Origin of the sequence: Apibacter sp. ESL0432, from assembly GCF_019469225.1 — a bacterium.
GTDB lineage: Bacteria > Bacteroidota > Bacteroidia > Flavobacteriales > Weeksellaceae > Apibacter.
In genome coordinates, this window is the sequence record NZ_CP048266.1 from 311787 (window position 1) to 333911 (window position 22125).

12 protein-coding genes and 2 tRNA genes are annotated in these 22125 nt (G+C 29.9%); 5 read left to right on the forward strand and 9 right to left on the reverse strand.

From position 1 onward, the window contains the following. Positions 1-137 precede the first annotated feature (137 nt). Together rpmA and rplU are read right to left on the reverse strand one after the other, a co-directional pair. Entirely contained in the window at positions 138-407 is a 270-nt protein-coding gene (gene rpmA, locus GYM73_RS01275) for a 50S ribosomal protein L27 (protein WP_160542760.1), read from the reverse strand. 20 nt (positions 408-427) lie between these two features. Next, complete coding sequence (gene rplU, locus GYM73_RS01280) at positions 428-820, reverse strand: 50S ribosomal protein L21 (protein ID WP_220233891.1); 393 nt, start codon at positions 818-820, stop codon at positions 428-430. Between the two features lie 149 nt (positions 821-969). Here rplU and fmt point away from each other — a divergent pair, with 149 nt between their 5' ends. The 3 genes from fmt (at position 970) to GYM73_RS01295 (ending at position 3662) form a co-directional block, all read left to right on the forward strand. After that, positions 970-1932, forward strand: a complete 963-nt coding sequence (fmt, locus tag GYM73_RS01285; protein ID WP_220233892.1) for a methionyl-tRNA formyltransferase — start codon at positions 970-972, stop codon at positions 1930-1932. An 8-nt stretch (positions 1933-1940) separates the two neighbouring features. Beyond that, the gene (locus GYM73_RS01290; RefSeq protein ID WP_160557472.1) at positions 1941-2750 is read left to right on the forward strand and encodes an HAD family hydrolase; all 810 of its coding nucleotides are present in this window, start codon (positions 1941-1943) and stop codon (positions 2748-2750) included. A gap of 192 nt (positions 2751-2942) precedes the next feature. Then, positions 2943-3662, forward strand: coding sequence for a hypothetical protein (locus tag GYM73_RS01295; RefSeq protein WP_220233893.1), 720 nt, complete (start codon positions 2943-2945; stop codon positions 3660-3662). Positions 3663-3715: 53 nt separating this feature from the next. Here the strand turns inward: GYM73_RS01295 and GYM73_RS01300 are convergent, their stop codons facing one another. The 4 genes from GYM73_RS01300 to GYM73_RS01315 form a co-directional block, all read right to left on the reverse strand. Further along, positions 3716-5485 (reverse strand): mechanosensitive ion channel family protein, encoded by a 1770-nt coding sequence (locus GYM73_RS01300; protein WP_220233894.1) that lies wholly within the window; start codon positions 5483-5485, stop codon positions 3716-3718. A 305-nt stretch (positions 5486-5790) separates the two neighbouring features. Beyond that, entirely contained in the window at positions 5791-6573 is a 783-nt protein-coding gene (locus tag GYM73_RS01305; RefSeq protein WP_220233895.1) for a (Fe-S)-binding protein, read from the reverse strand. Positions 6574-6605: 32 nt separating this feature from the next. Continuing rightward, complete coding sequence (locus tag GYM73_RS01310) at positions 6606-7925, reverse strand: (Fe-S)-binding protein (RefSeq protein ID WP_220233896.1); 1320 nt, start codon at positions 7923-7925, stop codon at positions 6606-6608. 43 nt (positions 7926-7968) lie between these two features. Then, complete coding sequence (locus tag GYM73_RS01315) at positions 7969-8943, reverse strand: MlaD family protein (RefSeq protein WP_220233897.1); 975 nt, start codon at positions 8941-8943, stop codon at positions 7969-7971. Between the two features lie 277 nt (positions 8944-9220). Between GYM73_RS01315 and GYM73_RS01320 the strand changes: the two genes are divergently transcribed. Next, positions 9221-9293, forward strand: a tRNA-Gly gene (locus GYM73_RS01320). Positions 9294-9327: 34 nt separating this feature from the next. Further along, positions 9328-9411: transfer RNA gene (locus GYM73_RS01325), tRNA-Leu, on the forward strand. Positions 9412-10395: 984 nt separating this feature from the next. Here the strand turns inward: GYM73_RS01325 and GYM73_RS01330 are convergent. The 3 genes from GYM73_RS01330 to GYM73_RS01340 form a co-directional block, all read right to left on the reverse strand. Then, positions 10396-10971 (reverse strand): GNAT family N-acetyltransferase, encoded by a 576-nt coding sequence (locus GYM73_RS01330; protein WP_220233898.1) that lies wholly within the window; start codon positions 10969-10971, stop codon positions 10396-10398. 553 nt (positions 10972-11524) lie between these two features. Continuing rightward, a complete protein-coding gene (locus GYM73_RS01335; protein WP_220233899.1) occupies positions 11525-12103 on the reverse strand; it encodes an N-acetyltransferase in 579 nt (192 codons plus the stop codon). 781 nt (positions 12104-12884) lie between these two features. Then, on the reverse strand, positions 12885-21968 hold the full coding sequence (locus GYM73_RS01340; protein ID WP_220233900.1) for a leucine-rich repeat protein: 9084 nt from the start codon (positions 21966-21968) through the stop codon (positions 12885-12887). Positions 21969-22125: the final 157 nt, after the last annotated feature.

The window sequence follows — 22125 nt, forward strand, 5'->3', positions numbered from 1 at the left end:
ATGTATTCATAGTTTTTAGTTGTTGTTGATTTAAAGTTAAACCAATAAAGTCGATTTTTATTTAAAAATTAATAAATAAAAAAAATCCGATAGTTACTACCGGATTTTCATATTTTTAATATAATCGTATTAAATTTTTAAGCTTGAGCTTCAGTACTAGGTTGTATTGAAACATAAGAACGATTATTTTGTTTTTTTCTAAAAACTACTACACCATCTGTAAGAGCAAACAAAGTATGGTCTTTTCCCATTCCAACATTATCACCTGGGTGATGAGTTGTTCCTCTTTGTCTCACTAAGATGTTACCTGCTTTGGCGTCTTGACCACCGAAAATCTTTACTCCTAATCTTTTGGAATGTGATTCTCTACCGTTTTTGGAGCTACCAACTCCTTTCTTGTGTGCCATGCTTTAATTACTTTATTAAATTAATCTTCTGCTTTTACTTCTTTAACTTCCGCTTCTTTTTCTTTTTTAGGAGCTGCTTTTTTTGCAGCCTTTTTAGGAGCTTCTGTACCACCAATGGAAACAATTTGAATTTGAGTAAATTGTTGTCTGTGACCGTTTTTTACTTTGTAACCTTTTCTTCTTTTCTTTTTGAAAACAATTACTTTGTCTCCTTTTACTTGATCTAAAACTTTAGCGACTACTGTCACTCCATTAATAACCGGGGCGCCAACTGTTACAGAACCGTTATCGGTAAGCAATACTTTGTCAAAAGTTACTTCGTCGTCAATATTTGCTTTTAAACGGTTTACGAACAATTTTTGGTCTTGCTCAACTTTGTATTGAAGCCCTGCTATCTCTACAATTGCATACATAAAATTTTCGTTTTTTTTGAACTGCAAATATAATGATTTTTTTCAGAACAAAAATGTAAAATGTATAAATATAAAAAAGTGATAAATGTACAATACAAAAAATACAATGTTTACCTTTGTATTATACAAAATTTATACGCGTATTTTACATGACAAGAAAAGCTCTAAGAATAGTCTACATGGGAACTCCGGAGTTTGCTGTAGCTCCTTTAGAAGAAATAATAAAATCCGGATATGAAGTAGTAGGAGTAGTAACTACTCCTGATAAACCGGCAGGAAGAGGACAAAAAATGGCTGAATCAGCCGTTAAAAAATATGCAGTAAGTCAAGATTTGACTTTGTTCCAACCCGCAAAAATGAAAGATCCCGAATTTATAAATAAGCTTCAACAATTAAATCCGGATGTAATCGTTATTGTAGCTTTTCGTTTATTGCCTAAAGAAGTTTGGTCTATTCCAAAATTAGGAACTTTTAATTTACATGCATCCTTATTGCCTCAATACAGAGGAGCTTCACCTATTAACTTTGCTATTATCAATGGAGATAAAGAATCGGGGGTTACCACATTTTTTATTGATGATAAAATTGATACCGGTGAAATTTTGTTACAAGCTAAGATAGAAATTAATGATTCCGATGACGCCGGAATTTTACATGATAAACTAAAAAATTTAGGAAAACAATTAGTAGTAAAAACTCTTGAAGGCCTTTCTGAAGGAACATTAAAACCTCAAAAACAAATTTTAAAAGAGGGGGTTGAATATAAATACGCTCCTAAATTATTTAAAGAAGATTGTCAAATACATTGGGATGCACCTTTAGAAAATATACACAATTTAATAAGAGGTTTAAGTCCTTATCCTGCTGCTTTTACCCATTTGTCGATAAATGGAGATTCTAAAATATTAAAAATTTATAAGGGGCATTATAAAATTGAAAAACATATTCTAGATATTGGAACTGTATGTATTGAAGGCAAAAAAACATTTAAAATTGCAGCCGCCGATGGATTCTATTTTTTAACTGAAGTTCAATTAGAAGGAAAGAAAAGAATGGGGATTTCAGATTTTATAAACGGATTAACAATAAAACATAATTTAAAAGCTAACTAAAATAATATATGGACTATAGTAAGCTAAAACTGGTAGTTACAGATATGGATGGAACACTGCTTCATTCAGATTATACACTCAATCAAGAGTTCTTTACAATATATGAAAAACTGAAAAAGTTGGATATAAAATTTGTCGTAGCAAGTGGAAGACAGTATGAAAGTCTCTTAGGGGTTTTTGAAAAAATTAAGAATGAAATATATTTTATTGCTGAAAATGGAGGAAACGTAGTACATAGAGGAAAGCAGTTATTTATCCATGAATTGGATCAAAATGTTATTCATGAAGTAGCCCAACTGATACGTCCCTTACCCGATACTCAGATGCTTTTATGCGGTATAAAAAGTGCATATATTGAAGAAGGATTTTCGGAATTTGAAAAACAAATAGCTCCCTATTATCCTAAAAGGAAAATTATTCCGAGCTTTCAGGAGCCTATTGATGATCAGATAGTCAAAATGGCGATATACAACAGTGTAGGTTCGGAAGAAAATATTTTGCCTTATGTGAAACACCTTAGCGAAAATTACCAAGTAGTTGTATCAGGTAAATTTTGGCTGGATATTTCCGTTAAAAATGCCGATAAAGGATTTGCTTTAAAAGAAGTTCAAGAAATATTAAACATATCTAAAGCAGAAACTATGGCTTTTGGAGATTTTTTAAATGATATAGGAATGATGCAGGAAAGCTATTTTAGTTACGCAATGAAAAATGCACATCCTAAATTACAAGAAATATCCAAATTTAAAACAGATTCCAATGATGAAGATGGGGTATTAAATATTTTAAAGGAAGTAATAGCGCAAAGGGAAAGATAATATATAGAAGCCTAAGTCTCTAAATGTTCCGAATATTTGGAAATAGGATCGTTATTTAAGAATAATTCTGAAAAGAAATTATGAATAAGAAAACAGTTGAATATACCGATCGAATTCAATAGTTGTTTTATTAGTAACTCTAAATTATCAATTTTTAATAATACATATTAATTTTTTAAATAATTAAATAAAATGAAAAGAAAAATACTTACCTTATTACTGGTTATTTCTTTTATAGCGAAAGCAAATGTAGTAATCGGTACCCATTGTACAGTTTTATCCGAAGAGATTGAAAAAGAACCAACGTTGGAATCCGTTTTAAATCATTATTACGTTGCTGTGGCCGGCAGTAAAGAAAAATTACAACAAATAACCACTTTGATTTCTGAGGGCAAAATAACATTTGCTCAGTTGCCGGAACCTGCTGATTTAGAAATTAAATACAAAGCACCTAATAAATTTGTATCTAAAATATCAATCATGGGTCAAACCATTATTAAAGGTTTTGACGGGAAAAAATTATTTTCAAATTTACCCGCTACAGGTGAAAAAGATGAATTAAATGAAATGAAAGTTAAGAAAGGTATTTTTTCAGAATTGTATATTACCAAAGATAATGCGGTGTTAGAAGGTAAAAAAAATTTAGACGGTAAAGAAGTTTATAAAATTACGGTTACAGAAGGAACCATTAAAACTATTCTTTATTTCGATGTAGAAACGGGATTTAAAGTAAAAGAAGAAACTTTAAAAGAAAATGAAGTTGTATCAAAAGAATATTCAGATTACAAAGATTTTGAAGGATATAAGTTCTCCACCAAAATAAAAACCAAAGTACCCGGTCAAACAGCGGTTCAAACGATAACCAGCTATAAAATAAACCCTAAACTAGACGATTCCCAATTTAAACTATAAATATAAAAGAAGAAAAGGCCTTTTTAAGGCCTTTTTTATTATATTGTATCAATTCAATCATTGGATTGGTGTTTATATTGGGAGGGCATTACAATTTCATTACCATCGCGTTCTGCATAAAAATGAGGCGATAAAATTTCAATTCCTTCTTCATGAAAACGATCCATAATATTTTTATGAAGATTTGAATAAACTTTAGGCATAGCCAAATCCCGATCCGTATAGGCATTAATCTGATAACAGCAATAGAAATCTTCCAATTCTTTCACCAATACAAATGGAGCAGGATTTTTTAACACTCCTTCTGCATTAGTAGCTGCTTCAATAAGTAAATCTTCCACTTGTTTGCGGGGAATATCATAACCCACCGTAATATCTGAATATATTATAATCCCGTAATTTCTTGCCGAAGCGCTATAATTAACTGTTTGAGAGGAAAGAATAAAAGAATTAGGAATAGTAATTAATTCATTTTTTGAAGTCCTAACTCTCGTTACAAAAGGTGTTTTTTCTACGACATTACCAATGGTATCATTCAGCTTAATCTGATCTCCGATTTTAAATGCACGCATATAAGTAATAACCAATCCGGACATTAAGTTTCCTATTACGGTAGTAGATCCTAATGATATAATAAGACCGATAAATACGGAAATTCCTTGAAAGGCGGGAGAATTAGAATTAGGAAGTAAAGGCCAAATCATAATAAACATAAAAGAATAAAGTAAAAATCGAAGTATGTTGAACGTTGAATGCGCCCAATCCGGATAGAAGCCTTTGATTTTAATTCTTTCTTCAGCTATTTCTCCTGAAAAATACTTTAATATTTTTATTATGTATTTGAAAATTAAGTATATAAAAATTATCTTAACTAAATTGGGAATATAATGTATAATGGTATTTCCCATGTCTTTAGCAAGATTTCCCATAAAAGTAAACATGTGATATACATATTTTTCTGTTTCAGGGAAAATCGAAAATATGATAAATATAGATATAATTAATTGGACAATGATAAATGAATATTTGGTAACTTTTGTTATAGAAACCAATAAAACTTCCTGTCGATCATTCGTAAGAAATTTATTTGCTTTGAATTTCTCATTAATTATTTTCTTGAGGCGACTCTTAATTTTTATAAATAATTTTTGGGTAAAGTATATGGCAATTATTTGAGCAATAATGACTAAAAATAAAATTAAAAATGACTTAATTTTTTGTTGAAGACCATATTTGGAGTGTAATTCAGATATTTTTTTGGAAATAATTGCTGTATATTTTTTGGCAAGATCTTGACGAGTGGTATTTTGCCATAAACCATCTTGATCCGATAAAGTAATTATAACCTTGTCTCCGGACATAATATCTGTAACGTATTCGGTTTCATACATGTATATAGAATCGGGTTTAAGCTTTAGTTTTTTTCCTTCCGCTATTATCACTTCCTTTACCTTACTTGCCCGGTCTGCAGGCATTACGCCGCCTCTCCGAGCATATAAATTAAATAAAGTGTCATTATCGATTACAACAGGATACCCTTTGGTGATCGCCCGTAATGAGTCAATTTGTTTTTTTTGTAATGCTTTTTTTAGGGAATCGGTTTTTCCCATATTTTTCTTTTCATTCAGAAGGGCAATTTGACTTAATTTTAACTCCTGAACTTGCATTTTAAGTTCTTGAATCTTAAGCGAATCTTTTTTTTCTTTGGATAATAGGGAATCTTCGTGTATGTTATTCTTTTCATTAATATGTTGAGCATATATACCTATCGCTGTGAATAAATATAGGATAACAGAATATATTTTTCGGTTAGTTTTTCTCATGAGGTGGTTTTTATTGGCTTGGTGTACGTAATTAATTTTTAAATGATTTATGATAAATTTAAAGAAATTGATCTACTAAAGATTACTATTCAAGAACTATAATTTTAATACAATATAATAGTTTTTTTCTAATTTGATATATAATATAAATAGTAATAAATGGAATAAATATTTTATTTTAAAGCAAATAAACTAATAATATTTCAAAATAAAAAATAAATATTTAAGACAGATTATGATATATTTAACTGAATAAGATGCAGTTATAATAAAAAAAGATTTATAAGTAGGAGAGGTGGATAAGATTAGCTTAAATTTTCATTCAATAACTCTGCTAAATCTTTGACATAGATTTGAGTGTTATTATTTTTTGATTGAAGACCGTCTGTGAGCATCGTATTGCAGAATGGACATCCCGTTGCTATTATATCGGGATTAAGTTGTAAAGCCTCTTCTGTTCGCTCAACATTGATATCTTTGGTACCGGGTTCCGGTTCTTTAAACATTTGTGCTCCACCCGCACCGCAACATAATCCGTTTTGTTTACATCTTTTCATCTCTAACAAATTAACTTCCAATTGGGCCAACAATTCACGAGGAGCTTCATACACATTATTAGCTCTTCCCAAATAACAGGGATCATGGAAAGTTATCTTTTTTCCTTTATAAATTCCACCCTTAACTTTTATTCTACCTTCATTTAAAAGAGAAAGTAAAAACTGTGTATGATGTAAAACTTCATATGTTCCTCCTAATTGAGGATATTCATTTTTTAGAGTATTAAAACAATGAGGACAAGCGGTAACAATTTTTTTTATTTCATATGAATTTAAAACTTCAATATTCATCAAGGCCTGCATTTGAAATAGAAATTCATTTCCGGCTCTTTTGGCCGGATCTCCGGTACAACCTTCTTCCTGCCCTAAAATAGCAAACTCAATATTGGCCTTTTGAAGTAAAGAAGCAAATGATTTTGTTATTTTTTTGGCTCGATCATCAAAACTTCCGGCACATCCCACCCAAAAAAGTATTTCAGGGGATTTTCCTTCTGCCTTAAATTCTGCCATGGTTTTAATAGGTCGATCCATATTTTACGTTTATTTACAAAAATAAATTAAAATTATTCTTTAGTCCAATTGGCTCTATCATTTTGACTGAATTGCCAAGGGGCATTATTATTTTCAATATTGCTCATCATAGAATTTAATTCGCTAGGAGCAGCAGTTTTCTCCATTACTAAATATCTGCGCAAATCAATTAGTATGGAAAGAGGGTTTATCAATAATGGACAAGCCTCCACACAAGCATTACAAGTTGTACAAGCCCAAATCTCTTCAGGAGTAATATAGTTACCTAAAAGTTGTTTGCCGTCATCTAAAAAATTCCCGTTTTTGTCAATATTTCTACCGATTTCCTCGATACGATCTCGAACATCCATCATGATTTTTCTTGGAGATAATTTTTTTCCGGTTAAGTTTGCCGGACAACTTGATGTACACCTTCCACACTCAGTGCAGGTATATGCATTCAATAATTGGATCCAAGATAAATCAGTAGCGTCACTGACTCCGAATTTTTCAGGTACTGATTCTTCCGTTGATGCTTGATAAGGATCAGCATTGGGATCTAATAATAATTTTACTTCTTTAGTTACAGTGTCCAAATCATTAAGTTGACCTTGATTGTGAAGGTTAGCAAAATAAGTATTTGGAAAAGCAAATAGGATATGTAAGTGTTTGGAAAAATATAAGTAATTTAAAAAAAAGAGAACCCCGATGTAATGAAACCACCAGGCTGATTTTTGCATTATATACAAACTTTCAACTGAAAAAGTCGAAAATACGTTATTAAAAATGCAATTGCTTACAGGAAAAAATCCGCATGAATATAAAATACCTTTTTTTTGAAGAGTAAAATCGGCAGCATTCATAATGAGCAAAGAAAGCATCATTAAGAACTCAATAATCAAAATTAGATTTCCGTCCATATGCGGCCAACCCAGCAAATCTTTAGAATTAAGCCTTGGAACTTTGAGTATGTTTCTACGTATAAAAAATAGGGTTACCGCAATTAAAACAGAAAATGATAGAATATCTACTGTTCCGGTTGTCAAATTGTAAAGAGAAGAGGGGAGAATTTTTCCGAAATACCGATGGGTTCCGCAAATACCATCAACAAATATTTCAATTAATTCTATATTTATGATGACAAATCCTATATATACAACAAGATGTAAAATTCCGGCAACCGGACGGGCTAACATTTTCCCTTGCCCAACGGCAATACGTAAAACTAATTTCCATCTTTTGATGGGATTATCCGAACGGTTTTCTGCTTTACCTAATAATATATTTCTTTTTATTTTAAGGATATTACGAACAAACAATCCAATTCCTGCAAATGCAAGAAGTAAGAATATGATGCTCTGTATGTAATCCATAAATAGTGTATTAGTGGATATTCAACCCTTATAACATACTATATTATTTGGCTGTTCCTTCTTGTTTACTCTTTTTTCCGCCACCTCCGAAAATTGAGAAGTGAACATATCTTTTTGGATTGGTTTTTAAATCATCCAATAAAACACTTAAATTTTTAGAAGCTTGAGTTAAGTTAGTATATAAACCGGGATCATTCATTAGTTTGCCCATTGAGCCTTCTCCCGAATTTATTTTACCGGATATTTCGTTAAGATTATTTAATGTAGATTCTAATTTTTTGACGGCAACATCTAAATCTGCTTTATTGATCTTATCAGCCATCATTCCATATTTTTCAACCGTAGTATTGGTTGTAACTATCATTTTATTGGCATTATCAATAGCTAAATTAATTTTTGAAGAATTATTAGCCAGTAATTGGTTAGCCCCTTTACCTAATTTATTGAATTCTGCTATAGCTTGATTTAAATTTGCTAAAGAAGATTCTATATTTTGTCGATTTTTTTCATTAAGAAGTTTATTAGTAGAAGCTAGAGTAGAATCCAGTCTTAATAAAACTTTATTGGCATTATCACTAATTGGTTTTATCTTTTCTTCGGCTAAATCCATTAGGCCCGGCAATAAACTCCCTTTCAAAGTATCTCCTGTTTTTGCTATTTCTGCTTGATCTTCAGCCAGAACCAAGTTAATTTCTGCACCGTTCATAAAGCTGGTAACTATTTGAGCTACAGAATTTTTAGAAAATTGATAATCTTTATCAACATTTATTGCTACAATAAAGCTTATATTTTTTGTTTTGGTAGGTACAGGAATGATAGATTCCACCATTCCGACTTTTAAGCCGTTTATATTTACATTTTTGGATTTAGATAAGCCTTCTACTTTATTATATTTTACATAATAGGTGTTTTGATTTGTAAAAACGTTTTGCGCTTTTAAAAATTTAAACAACCACCAAAAGGCTAATAAAGTTACAATTACTATTATACCCGCTATAAATTCCTTTCTTGCTTTCACTTTTAAATTTTGAATAACTTTTCGACAAATATAAACAATTAATAAAAATTCTATTCTTTTTTTTAAGTTGAAGATGCATAAATCAGATATAAATAGAAGTTTTGAAACCTTTTTAGCCTTAGCATTACTAAATTAGTAATTTTTTAATAGATTGAGTACTAATGGTATAAATCATTTGAGAGTAAAAATAGTTTAAAAAATGAAAAAAAAGTTTGCAGATAAGAAAAATCAATTCTATATTTGCAAACCAATTTACAAGAAAGACGTTAATTGAAGCGCGAAAATAGCTCAGCTGGTAGAGCACGACCTTGCCAAGGTCGGGGTCGCGGGTTCGAGTCCCGTTTTTCGCTCAGGTTTGATAATTAAAATACTAAAAATACTAATGCCCCGGTGGTGGAATTGGTAGACACGCAGGACTTAAAATCCTGTGGCCATTAGGCTGTACGGGTTCAAGTCCCGTCTGGGGTACTCAAAGACCGTTAATCATTTTGAAATTCAAAAGATTAGCGGTTTTTTATTTTTAATATTTCCCATATATCCCTCAAAATAATTTAATATAATCAGTTTCCAAATTAATCATTTTTTAATTTCTATCCATTTCTAATTATTATATCATATTTAAAACTACAACATCTTCAAACGAACCAAATTTAGAGTAGGTGTATTTGATATATTTTTATCTTCTTATTTCTGTTTTTTTCAATTGATTTATTGTACTATATTTTGACCATAATCAAAAAATAATACAGGATGTTTTGCGAATGTAAAATGAGTGTTTTTAGAATTTTATCTGTAATGGTTGTGATTGGAAGAATAATCTGATTAGTATTATCAATACTAATAGGTGAGCTGCTTCTTGTATTTCAAAAGCCTTAATTAACGCTCATCTATCAAAAATAGCACTAATAAAAAGTTGAGCTATAATTAAGAGACTTCCAGCCCTTTTTTATTTTGTTGTTAATTCATGTATGGTTTTATCAGATATTTTAATTCTGCTATTTTTTTAATTCATGATGAATGGTATTGAAGAAAATTATTGTAATAATAATTAGTGGAATTATCAAAAATATTTTACCGGATAAAACAAGAGTATTTAAATAGTATAGGAAAATATAAAAAGAAGCATTAAACTAAGACTTGAAACTATTAGTATAAAATAGATATTTATAAATTCAATGACTTTAATATCATATTCAGTGTATAAAAAATAATATATTGTTGTGCTTAATCCTACAACCTATGCCCATATATTCCGGGAAAGGATATTTATTTTCAAATTATTATCGGGCAAAAGTCCCGATGATAATTTATTTAACAGGATTCATACTGATAGTATCAAAAATTTTATATGATATTTCTTGTATTTTCTTTAAATAATACAGGAAATGAATTAATAAAAGGCAATACATATATAAATGAATGTATTAAAATGAATTTCTGTTCTGAATATTATTAATATCTATATATAAAAAAATAAAAATCAAATCCAAAATCTTCTTTATTCACATAATATATTTCGAACCCATTTTTTTCATAAAATTGAATATTTTTTACTGTTGATGTCTCTAATACAATAGCTTCTTTTTTTCCTTTATAATATTCTATAAGCTCTTGTAGAAAATCAGTACCTTTCCCTTTTCCCTGCTGTAAAACATCAACCCCCAGAAACCATAGTTGAATAAAATTAATGCTTTTAGGCAGTGTTTTATGAGTAATCCTTTCTTTTTTCACTACTTTATAGGCATTTTTTAATCCACTCACACAACAGGCAAATTTAATATCCCGTATAAGGGTTCCTAATGTAGTTTTCTTTTTTTTGTGATCTATGAGTATTGCACAGGCGGTTTCTTTTTCATTTAAAAATATATCCCCAAATTTTTTACCCATATATAGAGAATAATCCATCAAACTTGAAATATATTTTTCATTTTTTTGTTTTAAAACAAAATTTACAGACTTATTATTTACAAAAGCTTTTGTTAGTATGTGGTTAATTTTAGTATAATTTTCACTTACTGCTTTTTTCATAAATCAAATTTTATAAATGATAAGAATAATATAAGAGACTAATTTAAGATAAATTTTATTTTATTTGAATTTTATTTTTATTAATAAGTTTATTGTTGGGTTTTAGTAAAAATCTAAGGAAGTTAATATTTCTAAAATTGTGAGTATAGTGATATCTATGTCTCTCTTTCCATTTTGACCTTATGAATAAAGCTGTATTATAAAATCCAATGATGGATGGATTAAAACCATCCATTCTACATTATCTAATAATTGAGTATAAGCTTCATTTCTTTCAATATAAATAAACTTTGTTATTTGATAGGTATAGTCTAAGGGTCCGGCTATTACTTTGAAAGCTTCTTTGTAATTGTATTTAGTTAGTCCTTTAAAAATACTTTTTGTCTGCTTCGTTGTCGTTAGATCGTTGAAAAAATAAATTAATTTTTTCCTTCAGTATTATCTTTATTAAAAACATAAAAAATATAGGTTTTTAAATTTTGCAGCTTAGAATAATTTTTAAATAATTATAAAGTTAGTTAGTATTCTTGAACTGGAAAGTATAATGAAAAAATTATATTTGATTTCTTAATTTGAGGAAATAAAGTGGATAATTGAGCTCATGTGTTTCATGGAAAACGGTAAATCCTAAATTTTTATAAAATTTTATATTTTGGGGAATAGTTGTTTCCACATAAATTAAATCTCCTTTATATCTTTTAAGGGTTTCATTGATTAATTTGCTTCCTATCCCTTTGCCTTGAAATTTGGGTCGAACTCCCATTAACCATAAATGCTTAAAAGGTTCTTTAGGATGATACTTTTTTAAAAGATTTTCCCTTTTCAGGGTTTTATAAGTATTCTCAATGCCTATACATTTAAAAAGAAGTTTAATTTTCCAACTAATCTTATCTAGACTGGGGTATATTTTATCGATATATAATACACAGCCATTTTTATCATCACTAATAAAAACTTCTCCATATTTCATTGACATTTTAAATTGATAATCCATTAGAGTCATTAATCTTTCATGCCTCTTATAGTCATTTTTTATCGTGAAGTTAATTGAATTTGGAATAAGTACATTAAAGAAAGCACTATGTAATATTTCAAGAGCTATGTCTTTTTCTTGTTTTGTTGCTTTTATCATTCTATTAAAACAGCAATAAAATTTATATTTAATGAAAACAAATAATTAATTATAAACATAATAGCTAATTTAAGATAAAAAATAAAAATGAATCAAACATTCATTTTAGTTTTTATAAATTTTATGAATATATAATTTCATAAAAATATAAGAAATAGTAAGCTCAAAATCTCATGTTTCAATTTCTATGGGTATATAAAACAGTGATGGTCAATTAAATGAAGAATGAAATGTTGGCTTTATTTTTAAAATAATAAATTTTAACATAATTTTTATATAATATAAATAATGTAAATTTTATACTTATTGATACTTATTATTTTTTTCTATTTATTTTTTAAGAGATAAAAAATAATATAAGATATATATTGTGAATAATTTATCTATTTTATGATAATTATTTTAATTATGAAATTACAGTAACAGCCAAAGGTTAAATTTCTTACATTTGATGTAATAAATTCGTAATCAGGGTTTATTAACACTAAAATTCTATAACGATTTACTTATTCAATGAGTAAATAAATTTAAAATGCCAAAAATGTATTTTTTTTGGCATTTGTTTTTTTTAATGAATAATTGTATGGTTGCTTTTAAAATTAACGTAGCATATTAATAAATTGTCAAATTGTATATTTTATATATCTTTCTCTTCATAGATAAAAAATTCAAAACATATTATAAATTAGATAGAGTAATAAATATCACGAGGAGAACGATAATTCTCCCCGTGATTTAAAATATAATAAAAAAATAAAATACTTAAAATAAATTAAAAGAGTTAAATTTTAATAAATCTTTTAACTGCAATTAATTTATTGTTACTGTCATAAATGAAAATCAAATAAATTCCTTTATTCCAAGAATTATTGGTTTTAATAATAGCCTTGTAAGTATGATCCGGGAAAGTTTGGTAAAATTCAGATTTACCAAAAAGAGAGACAATATGATACCATTTAAAAGAAATATTAGATTCAAGAGTAAGGTTATATAATACTGGATTTGGATATAACTTAATGCTAGCATTAGCAGGATATACCATCCATTTTTCAGAATGATTATCCTTCCCTTTATTACCGTTAGTATCTGTAACTTTAGACAGGTCTATAACTAATGTATAGTTACCATCCATATAATTATATTGTTTTAAACCTTGAACAGTAAAAATAGTTTTATCTTCACTATTGGTTATAGTTACGTTATCCAGAAGGATTGTTTCAGAATTACCTTTTCTAAGATAAATGGCCTCCTTAGTAAAATTCACCGGCATATTAAATTGAATAGTTACTTTATCCACAGGCTGTCCATCATTAAGAATACCTGAAACATTAATTACATTAATTTGAGGAGATTGAGTCCAACCGGCTTCTTTACCTGTTGAACCCTTATTTCCGATAGCATCTTCTATATCATTGGTTAATACACGGAATCTGTAATACCCAAACTTCATAGTTTTAGATCCAATATACACGCGATAGTTTCTTTCATCGATTTTATGTATTGTAATGCCGGAGTCGATTAAATTTTTACCACCCTGGCAAGATAAATAAAGATCTTTGTAAGTAAAAGTAGCAGGATTAATAGGTGTATTGAATCTGACATCAACATAATTCAAGCTTTCATAAATAGTTTTTTCAGGAACATGAGTAATAGCCTCGACCCTCACCGCATTATTTTTATTGATTTCCCAATAAACGGTATAGATAGCACTATGTATAGATTCAAATTTATCGATGACATGTAACTTATTTTCATAAACAGGATCCGCATTATCATGTAGTGTACATTGTGTTAACCAGAAGTTATCCAACGGAATAATCACACCATCATTACGAACAATCTTAGTAATCACATATTTGCCGTTCCAAGGATCATTGATTAAACCATAATTCCATCCTTCTTTAGAAGGAGTAATTTCAATTTGAGATACAAAAGTATCGGAATTTTTTTCTTTAATTTCGATATTTTTTGTACGGAATACTGGCTCAGTTCCACCGCTAGATAAGAATAACGAGTCAGGGAAATCTCTAATATCTTTACTATCATTAACTAAGAAGTCATTAATGCCATCATCCTGATTACCGTATACTCGGACACTTTTGATCAATTCATGAATTTTAATACCACCTACTAAGCTAAGGTCCGGATTACCAAAACTATTAGAATGAGAAATTTTTGCTTCGAAATCTATAAAATGACCTAAAAGAGAGCTGGTAAACCACCATTGTCCAACCGCAGTTTTACCACCTTCTATAGTTCCGAAATCGATATTGGTAATTCCCAATTGACGTTTTTTACCGTTTAAGTTTGAACCAATAATATCAAAATCAATAGCTAATCCTTTTTGATTATCAACAATTTGTGGTTGAGCTGAACTAACATGTACATTTTTAGCCGTTCCCATTCCTTTATTGTGAATAATAAGTCCCAATTCAGCCGGGATGATAGGTTCAATATCTTCGGTTAACGGATCATCCCCGAAAATGTTTCTCTGCATAAAATAATCTAGATAAATTTCAGGACTAGGATGGACATCCAAAATAGATGGGAACAATTTAACCGTAGTTACTTCATCAGTCAAAGGATTGGTATACGAAAGAGTACCGCCGAAAGAATATGATTTCTTTTTATTAGGAGCTGCCTTCTTGGTAGGAATAAATAAAATGGAGGCAAAACCTTTTTTGCCCGGGTCTAAAGATCCGGTACCATCAATGGCGGATAAATCTGTAAAAGATTTAATATTAATTTGGAAAAGTTCATTAGCTAAGTTGCCTTGATCGTCCCTAATTTCAATATCGAGTTTAATATTAGCAATCCCTTTTTGTTCGCTACCATTAGTTAAAGTAAAATTCCCTTCAAAAGCTTCTCTTGTCATTACCATTTTTTGCTTAATGTCTAATGAAACTTTAGCACAGACAGAATTTTGTTTGCGAGTAATATATTCTTTAGCTTCATTAAGCCTGTCTGCATATAATTCATCTAAAGAATCATATCCTCTGGAACTTACATATTCTTTTATAGAAATCATAGTTTTCAAATATTCATTAAGTTTAGTTTTATTTACTATGTCAGGATAATTATCATTAGGAGTATAAACTCCATTATCCCAAGCTTGAAGAGTTAAATTCCATCGAGTAAAAAAGTAATCCATGGTAGAAGAGCTTATATCAGAATTAGCAAAAAGGCTTTTGATAATGGCAATATCTTGAGGTGTAAAAGGTTTATTGTCACCTAAGTGAGCAGCAGTTGCATTTGCGAATTGTAAAAAAGAAGAGGAATTCATAATTGAATTACCATAATATTCAGCATAATAACTATTTACAGTGTTTATAAAATTAAGTATAGCTTCCATATCATTAATCTGAATCTTGTCTGAGCCAGATTTTTGAAACTTATTTATAATATCTTCTAACGCACAATTAAAAAAGTCATATAAAGCTACAACACAGCTTATACCTATACCAAATTTACTCGGTTTTTTTTCTAAGAAACCTATCAGGCAAAGTATTATATTTTTAGTATTTACTCCTGAAGTTATAAAACTATAGGCGCAGCCTATATATGGAGGAAGTGGGTTACAACTTATAATTGCTCCACCAGCTTCAATGAGGCATGGAGGTAAAGGGGTACAGCCACCCGATATAACAATAGGAATAAACCCACCACTTCCAGTACTCACGCTTCCATTGGATAAATGCCCCGAAGAATTATTGTTATTGCAACCTGGGTTAATATGGGTTATCATGTAAGAAGATTTTTTAACTGTTGTGTTACCGCACTTGTATTCATAAAAAACTTTAACATAACTTATGCAGCCTTTATTTTCGTTAACCTTATCATCGCTTTTATCCTTGTTACTATCATTAGTAGTAGTATTATCTGAATTATTGTTATTATCATTGGAACCATTGTTGTTATTGTTGTCTTCACTATTTCCATTGGAACCATTGTTGTTATTGTTGTCTTCACTATTTCCATTGGAGCCATTGTTGTTATTATTGTTTTCACTATTTCCATTGGAACTATTGTTGTTATTGTTGTCTTCACCATTTCCATTGGAACCATTGTTGTTATTATTGTTTTCACTATTTCCATTGGAATTATCATTAATTGAATCATTCATACTCATTACTACCGGTATTTGTATAGCCGTTAAAGCAGGAATATTTACTTTATTAACTAAAGGGGTAAATACATAATTATTATATGAATCAAATTGAATTTTAGCATTTTCAGCCGCGATAAGTCCTTTATTGGTTAAAGTAACCATAAAACTGAACGTATTACCCGGTTTAATATCCGGTAAGGGTTTAGGGAATTCCATAATAACCACCGGTTGTGGAACATTGGTTTCATAATCAACCTTTAAATCAATATCATATTCATCTTCAATTTCTGTTGGAGTTACCTCCCAGGTATATGAAACCCCCATGTAAGAAATAAACACCCGTTGATTATTGAGTTTACCGGCGTTTATTAAAATATTATTTTTATAACTTTCATGCTTATCAGCAGAAACGGAAACGGTATAATACCCTTCCGGAATACTATCCAATTTATACAATCCATTTTGGTCGGTTAATCCTTCGCTCAACACCTTACCGGAAAATGGATGTGAAATAACCACCTTAGCATTTTTAACGTGAGGTTTACTTGGGGTATTATAAGAATATTCGTCAACCACATCCACCCATAAAGATCCAACATTTTCAGAAACAAACTCAATGTCAAAAGGAATTAATATTGAATTGGCTTTTTCGGTATTTACGGCTATGGAGCCTTTGAATGGTGAATTCAAAGGAAGGTCCGGCCTACCAGTGAGCTCAATACTAAAGGTAGCAGTTTGTCCCGGCGGTAAATTATCTATAGAAGCAGTGGCCGGACTTAAAATTCTGAACCAATCTTCAGAAGGTAAAGAAAGAGAGATTTTGCCCGTATTTTCTTTTCCGGAATTAAAAAGAGTATATTCAACCAAACGCTTTTTACCTTTAGTTACAGTAATATCTTTAGGAAACTTTTTCACCTCCAAATAAGCTTTACCTGTAGTAGCGGTAAATTTAGCGGAGAATTCAGCCAAATTACCCTCCTCTGCATTAATATCAAAGGTCGGAGACTCGTAATTATCAGTCAAGGTAACCTTTTTAGCGTTAAGCTTGTATTTTAAAAAAGCTGATTTACCCGGTTCTAAAACGTTCAATGGTTCAAAAGAAATAGAATAACTATCGGAATTGACTTTAGGATGGACAGTAACAGTATGTAAAGTAAGATGGGTTTTATTTTTAACTTCAATAGATCCTTCTACAGTATTGTTTACTATACCTTTAAATATAATATCGCTGTCGATAATGTCTATACCAAGAATAGTAAAATCAGTCTGCGCTGCAGAATTAGAGATATCAGGATGAGAAGCTCCCACTTGATAAAAACCGAATTCTTCATCAAAAGGGGTGAAGGTGTAGGTAAACTCTCCATTGGAATTAGTTTTAGAAAAAAACTCCCTTTTCGTACCTGCAGTAACTAAATTAATTTTAATATTTTTATCAATGGCAGGGCTTTTATTAACCAACCGGGCTTTACCATTAAAAATTATTTTTTCCCCTCTGGAATAAATGGATTTATCTAAGGGGTTTATGCTCACTTTATATTCAGGTGATAAATGTATTTTTCCTGCAAAGCTTAAGTAATCTTCCAATGGGATATCTGCTGAATCCTTAGGAATGATCACAGCAAGTAAGAAAAAATCACCTAATTTATCAGGGAAAGATATTGAGGTAGTAAAAGAAATTTTATCCTTAGCAGGTATAGTTTCAGAGATAGGATGTTTAGCTAGTAAATAATCGTTATCATCCCAACGATCATCCTCAGATAAAATATAAGCTACTTCACCATTATTATTAGCTTCGGATTTACCCTTATTTTCAAGAGTAGTGGAAACTAAAAAAGGGGTATTAACCGAGAAATCTGAATCGGGTAAATTTAAAGAAATAAATAAATTGGCCTCTTTAAATTGAAAATCTTTCCATTGATCGGCTTTTGCGTATAGTTGACGAGAAGAATTAGGAACTTGTAACAAACAGTTATTTTTATCAACCCCATTAAATACATTTTTACCCAAAGAAGGCGGAATTGTATTGTTACTGGTAATAGAAACTAATTGTTTAGCACCATTAAAAGCCTCTGTATCAATTTTTTTAAGCGAGGCAGGTAAAGTTATTTCTTTTATTAAAGAATTATAAAAAGCCTCTTGTCCGATAGTTTTTAAATTTTTGGGTAAAACAATGAAACCGTTGAAATATCTAAAAGATCTATAAGGTAATGATTCAAGATAATCAGGAAGAATAACTTTACCGGCTACCTTATAAAAAGCATCTTCACCGATAATTTTAATCAGGGCATTTTTAGATAAATCAATAAGTTTTATATGCTCAGAGCCTTCAAAAACCCCCTTACCTAAAGTATGTAAATTGGGAGCTTTACTCAGATCTATCTGGTCAATTTTAGAATAGTAGAAAGCATCAACCCCCAAAGTATGCAAATTTGGAGCTTGACTTAGGTCTAGATTTTTAACGTTAGAAAACGAGAAAGCCTCTTGCCCGATAATTTTTAAATTTCTGGGTAAAACGACTGTACCATTGAAAAATCTAAAAGATTTAAAAGGTAAAGATTCGAGATAATCAGGGAGAATTACCTTACCGTTAACTCCATTAAAAGCATTTTGACCAATTTTTTTAATCATATTATTTTTAGATAGATCAATAAGTTTCAAATTCTGACAGCTTTCAAAAACACCATTATCTAAAGTGTGTAAATTGGGAGCTTTACTCAGATCTATCTGGTCAATTTTAGAATAGTAGAAAGCATCAACCCCCAAAGTATGTAAATTTGGAGCTTGACTTAGGTCTAGATTTTTAACGTTAGAAAACGAGAAAGCCTCTTGCCCGATAATTTTTAAATTCCTGGGTAAAACGACTGTACCATTGAAAAATCTAAAAGATTTAAAAGGTAAAGATTCGAGATAATCAGGGAGAATTACCTTACCGTTAACTCCATTAAAAGCATTTTGACCAATTTTTTTAATCATATTATTTTTAGATAGATCAATAAGTTTTAAATTCTGACAGCTTTCAAAAACACCATTATCTAAAGTGTGTAAATTGGGAGCTTTACTCAGATCTATCTGGTCAATTTTAGAATAGTAGAAAGCATCAACCCCCAAAGTATGTAAATTTGGAGCTTGACTTAGGTCTAGATTTTTAACGTTAGAAAACGAGAAAGCCTCTTGCCCGATAATTTTTAAATTTCTGGGTAAAACGACTGTACCATTGAAAAATCTAAAAGATTTAAAAGGTAAAGATTCGAGATAATCAGGGAGAATTACCTTACCGTTAACTCCATTAAAAGCATTTTGACCAATTTTTTTAATCATATTATTTTTAGATAGATCAATAAGTTTCAAATTCTGACAGCTTTCAAAAACACCATTATCTAAAGTGTGTAAATTGGGAGCTTTACTCAGATCTATCTGGTCAATTTTAGAATAGTAGAAAGCATCAACCCCCAAAGTATGTAAATTTGGAGCTTGACTTAGGTCTAGATTTTTAACGTTAGAAAACGAGAAAGCCTCTTGCCCGATAATTTTTAAATTCCTGGGTAAAACGACTGTACCATTGAAAAATCTAAAAGATTTAAAAGGTAAAGATTCGAGATAATCAGGGAGAATTACCTTACCGTTAACTCCATTAAAAGCATTTTGACCAATTTTTTTAATCATATTATTTTTAGATAGATCAATAAGTTTCAAATTCTGACAGCTTTCAAAAACACCATTATCTAAAGTGTGTAAATTGGGAGCTTTACTCAGATCTATCTGGTCAATTTTAGAATAGTAGAAAGCATCAACCCCCAAAGTATGTAAATTTGGAGCTTGACTTAGGTCTAGATTTTTAACGTTAGAAAACGAGAAAGCCTCTTGCCCGATAATTTTTAAATTCCTGGGTAAAACGACTGTACCATTGAAAAATCTAAAAGATTTAAAAGGTAAAGATTCGAGATAATCAGGGAGAATTACCTTACCGTTAACTCCATTAAAAGCATTTTGACCAATTTTTTTAATCATATTATTTTTAGATAGATCAATAAGTTTTAAATTCTGACAGCTTTCAAAAACACCATTATCTAAAGTGTGTAAATTGGGAGCTTTACTCAGATCTATCTGGTCAATTTTAGAATAGTAGAAAGCATCAACCCCCAAAGTATGTAAATTTGGAGCTTGACTTAGGTCTAGATTTTTAACGTTAGAAAACGAGAAAGCCTCTTGCCCGATAATTTTTAAATTTCTGGGTAAAACGACTGTACCATTGAAAAATCTAAAAGATTTAAAAGGTAAAGATTCGAGATAATCAGGGAGAATTACCTTACCGTTAACTCCATTAAAAGCATTTTGACCAATTTTTTTAATCATATTATTTTTAGATAGATCAATAAGTTTTAAATTCTGACAGCTTTCAAAAACACCATTATCTAAAGTGTGTAAATTGGGAGCTTTACTCAGATCTATCTGGTCAATTTTAGAATAGTAGAAAGCATCAACCCCCAAAGTATGTAAATTTGGAGCTTGACTTAGGTCTAGATTTTTAACGTTAGAAAACGAGAAAGCCTCTTGCCCGATAATTTTTAAATTTCTGGGTAAAACGACTGTACCATTGAAAAATCTAAAAGATTTAAAAGGTAAAGATTCGAGATAATCAGGGAGAATTACCTTACCGTTAACTCCATTAAAAGCATTTTGACCAATTTTTTTAATCATATTATTTTTAGATAGATCAATAAGTTTCAAATTCTGACAGCTTTCAAAAACACCATTATCTAAAGTGTGTAAATTGGGAGCTTTACTCAGATCTATCTGGTCAATTTTAGAATAGTAGAAAGCATCAACCCCCAAAGTATGTAAATTTGGAGCTTGACTTAGGTCTAGATTTTTAACGTTAGAAAACGAGAAAGCCTCTTGCCCGATAATTTTTAAATTCCTGGGTAAAACGACTGTACCATTGAAAAATCTAAAAGATTTAAAAGGTAAAGATTCGAGATAATCAGGGAGAATTACCTTACCGTTAACTCCATTAAAAGCATTTTGACCAATTTTTTTAATCATATTATTTTTAGATAGATCAATAAGTTTTAAATTCTGACAGCTTTCAAAAACACCATTATCTAAAGTGTGTAAATTGGGAGCTTTACTCAGATCTATCTGGTCAATTTTAGAATAGTAGAAAGCATCAACCCCCAAAGTATGTAAATTTGGAGCTTGACTTAGGTCTAGATTTTTAACGTTAGAAAACGAGAAAGCCTCTTGCCCGATAATTTTTAAATTTCTGGGTAAAACGACTATACCATTGAAAAATCTAAAAGATTTAAAAGGTAATGATTCTAGATGATCGGGAAGTACTACCTTACCCTTAACACCATTAAAAGCATGTTCGCCTATATTTTTAAGATGGGAGCATTTAGAAGCATCCACGCTGATGTTATACGCATATTCAAAAGCTTCTTTAGAAATAATTGTTAAATTGGAGGGAAGAATTATATCTTTTAGAACGGAATTACTTTTGAATGCACCCGTAGGAAGTATTCCGTCCGTAACCGAAGAATTGGAAAGATCTAAAACCGTTAATTTTTTCATATTATTTAACGTTTTTATATCATCAGGATTTATACTTCCATTAATCGTTAAATTAGTAATCGAATTAACCTCATTATCTAATAGCTTAGATAAGCCGCCGGGGTCTACCATATCAATGACCTTTACATGGCCCTGTAAAAAAAATATGGATAAAAAATAAAATAAAAAAAGTAAAAAATTCTTCATAAAAAATAAATGTTAAACCGTTCATTAATAAATTAAAAACAGTATAGTTATAAAGACAAATATATTTAAAAAATAATGTATAATATGATTGAAAATGATTGATATCATAAAATTTATGTTAAAAAATAATGAATAAGGAATAAAAAAATAATAATAT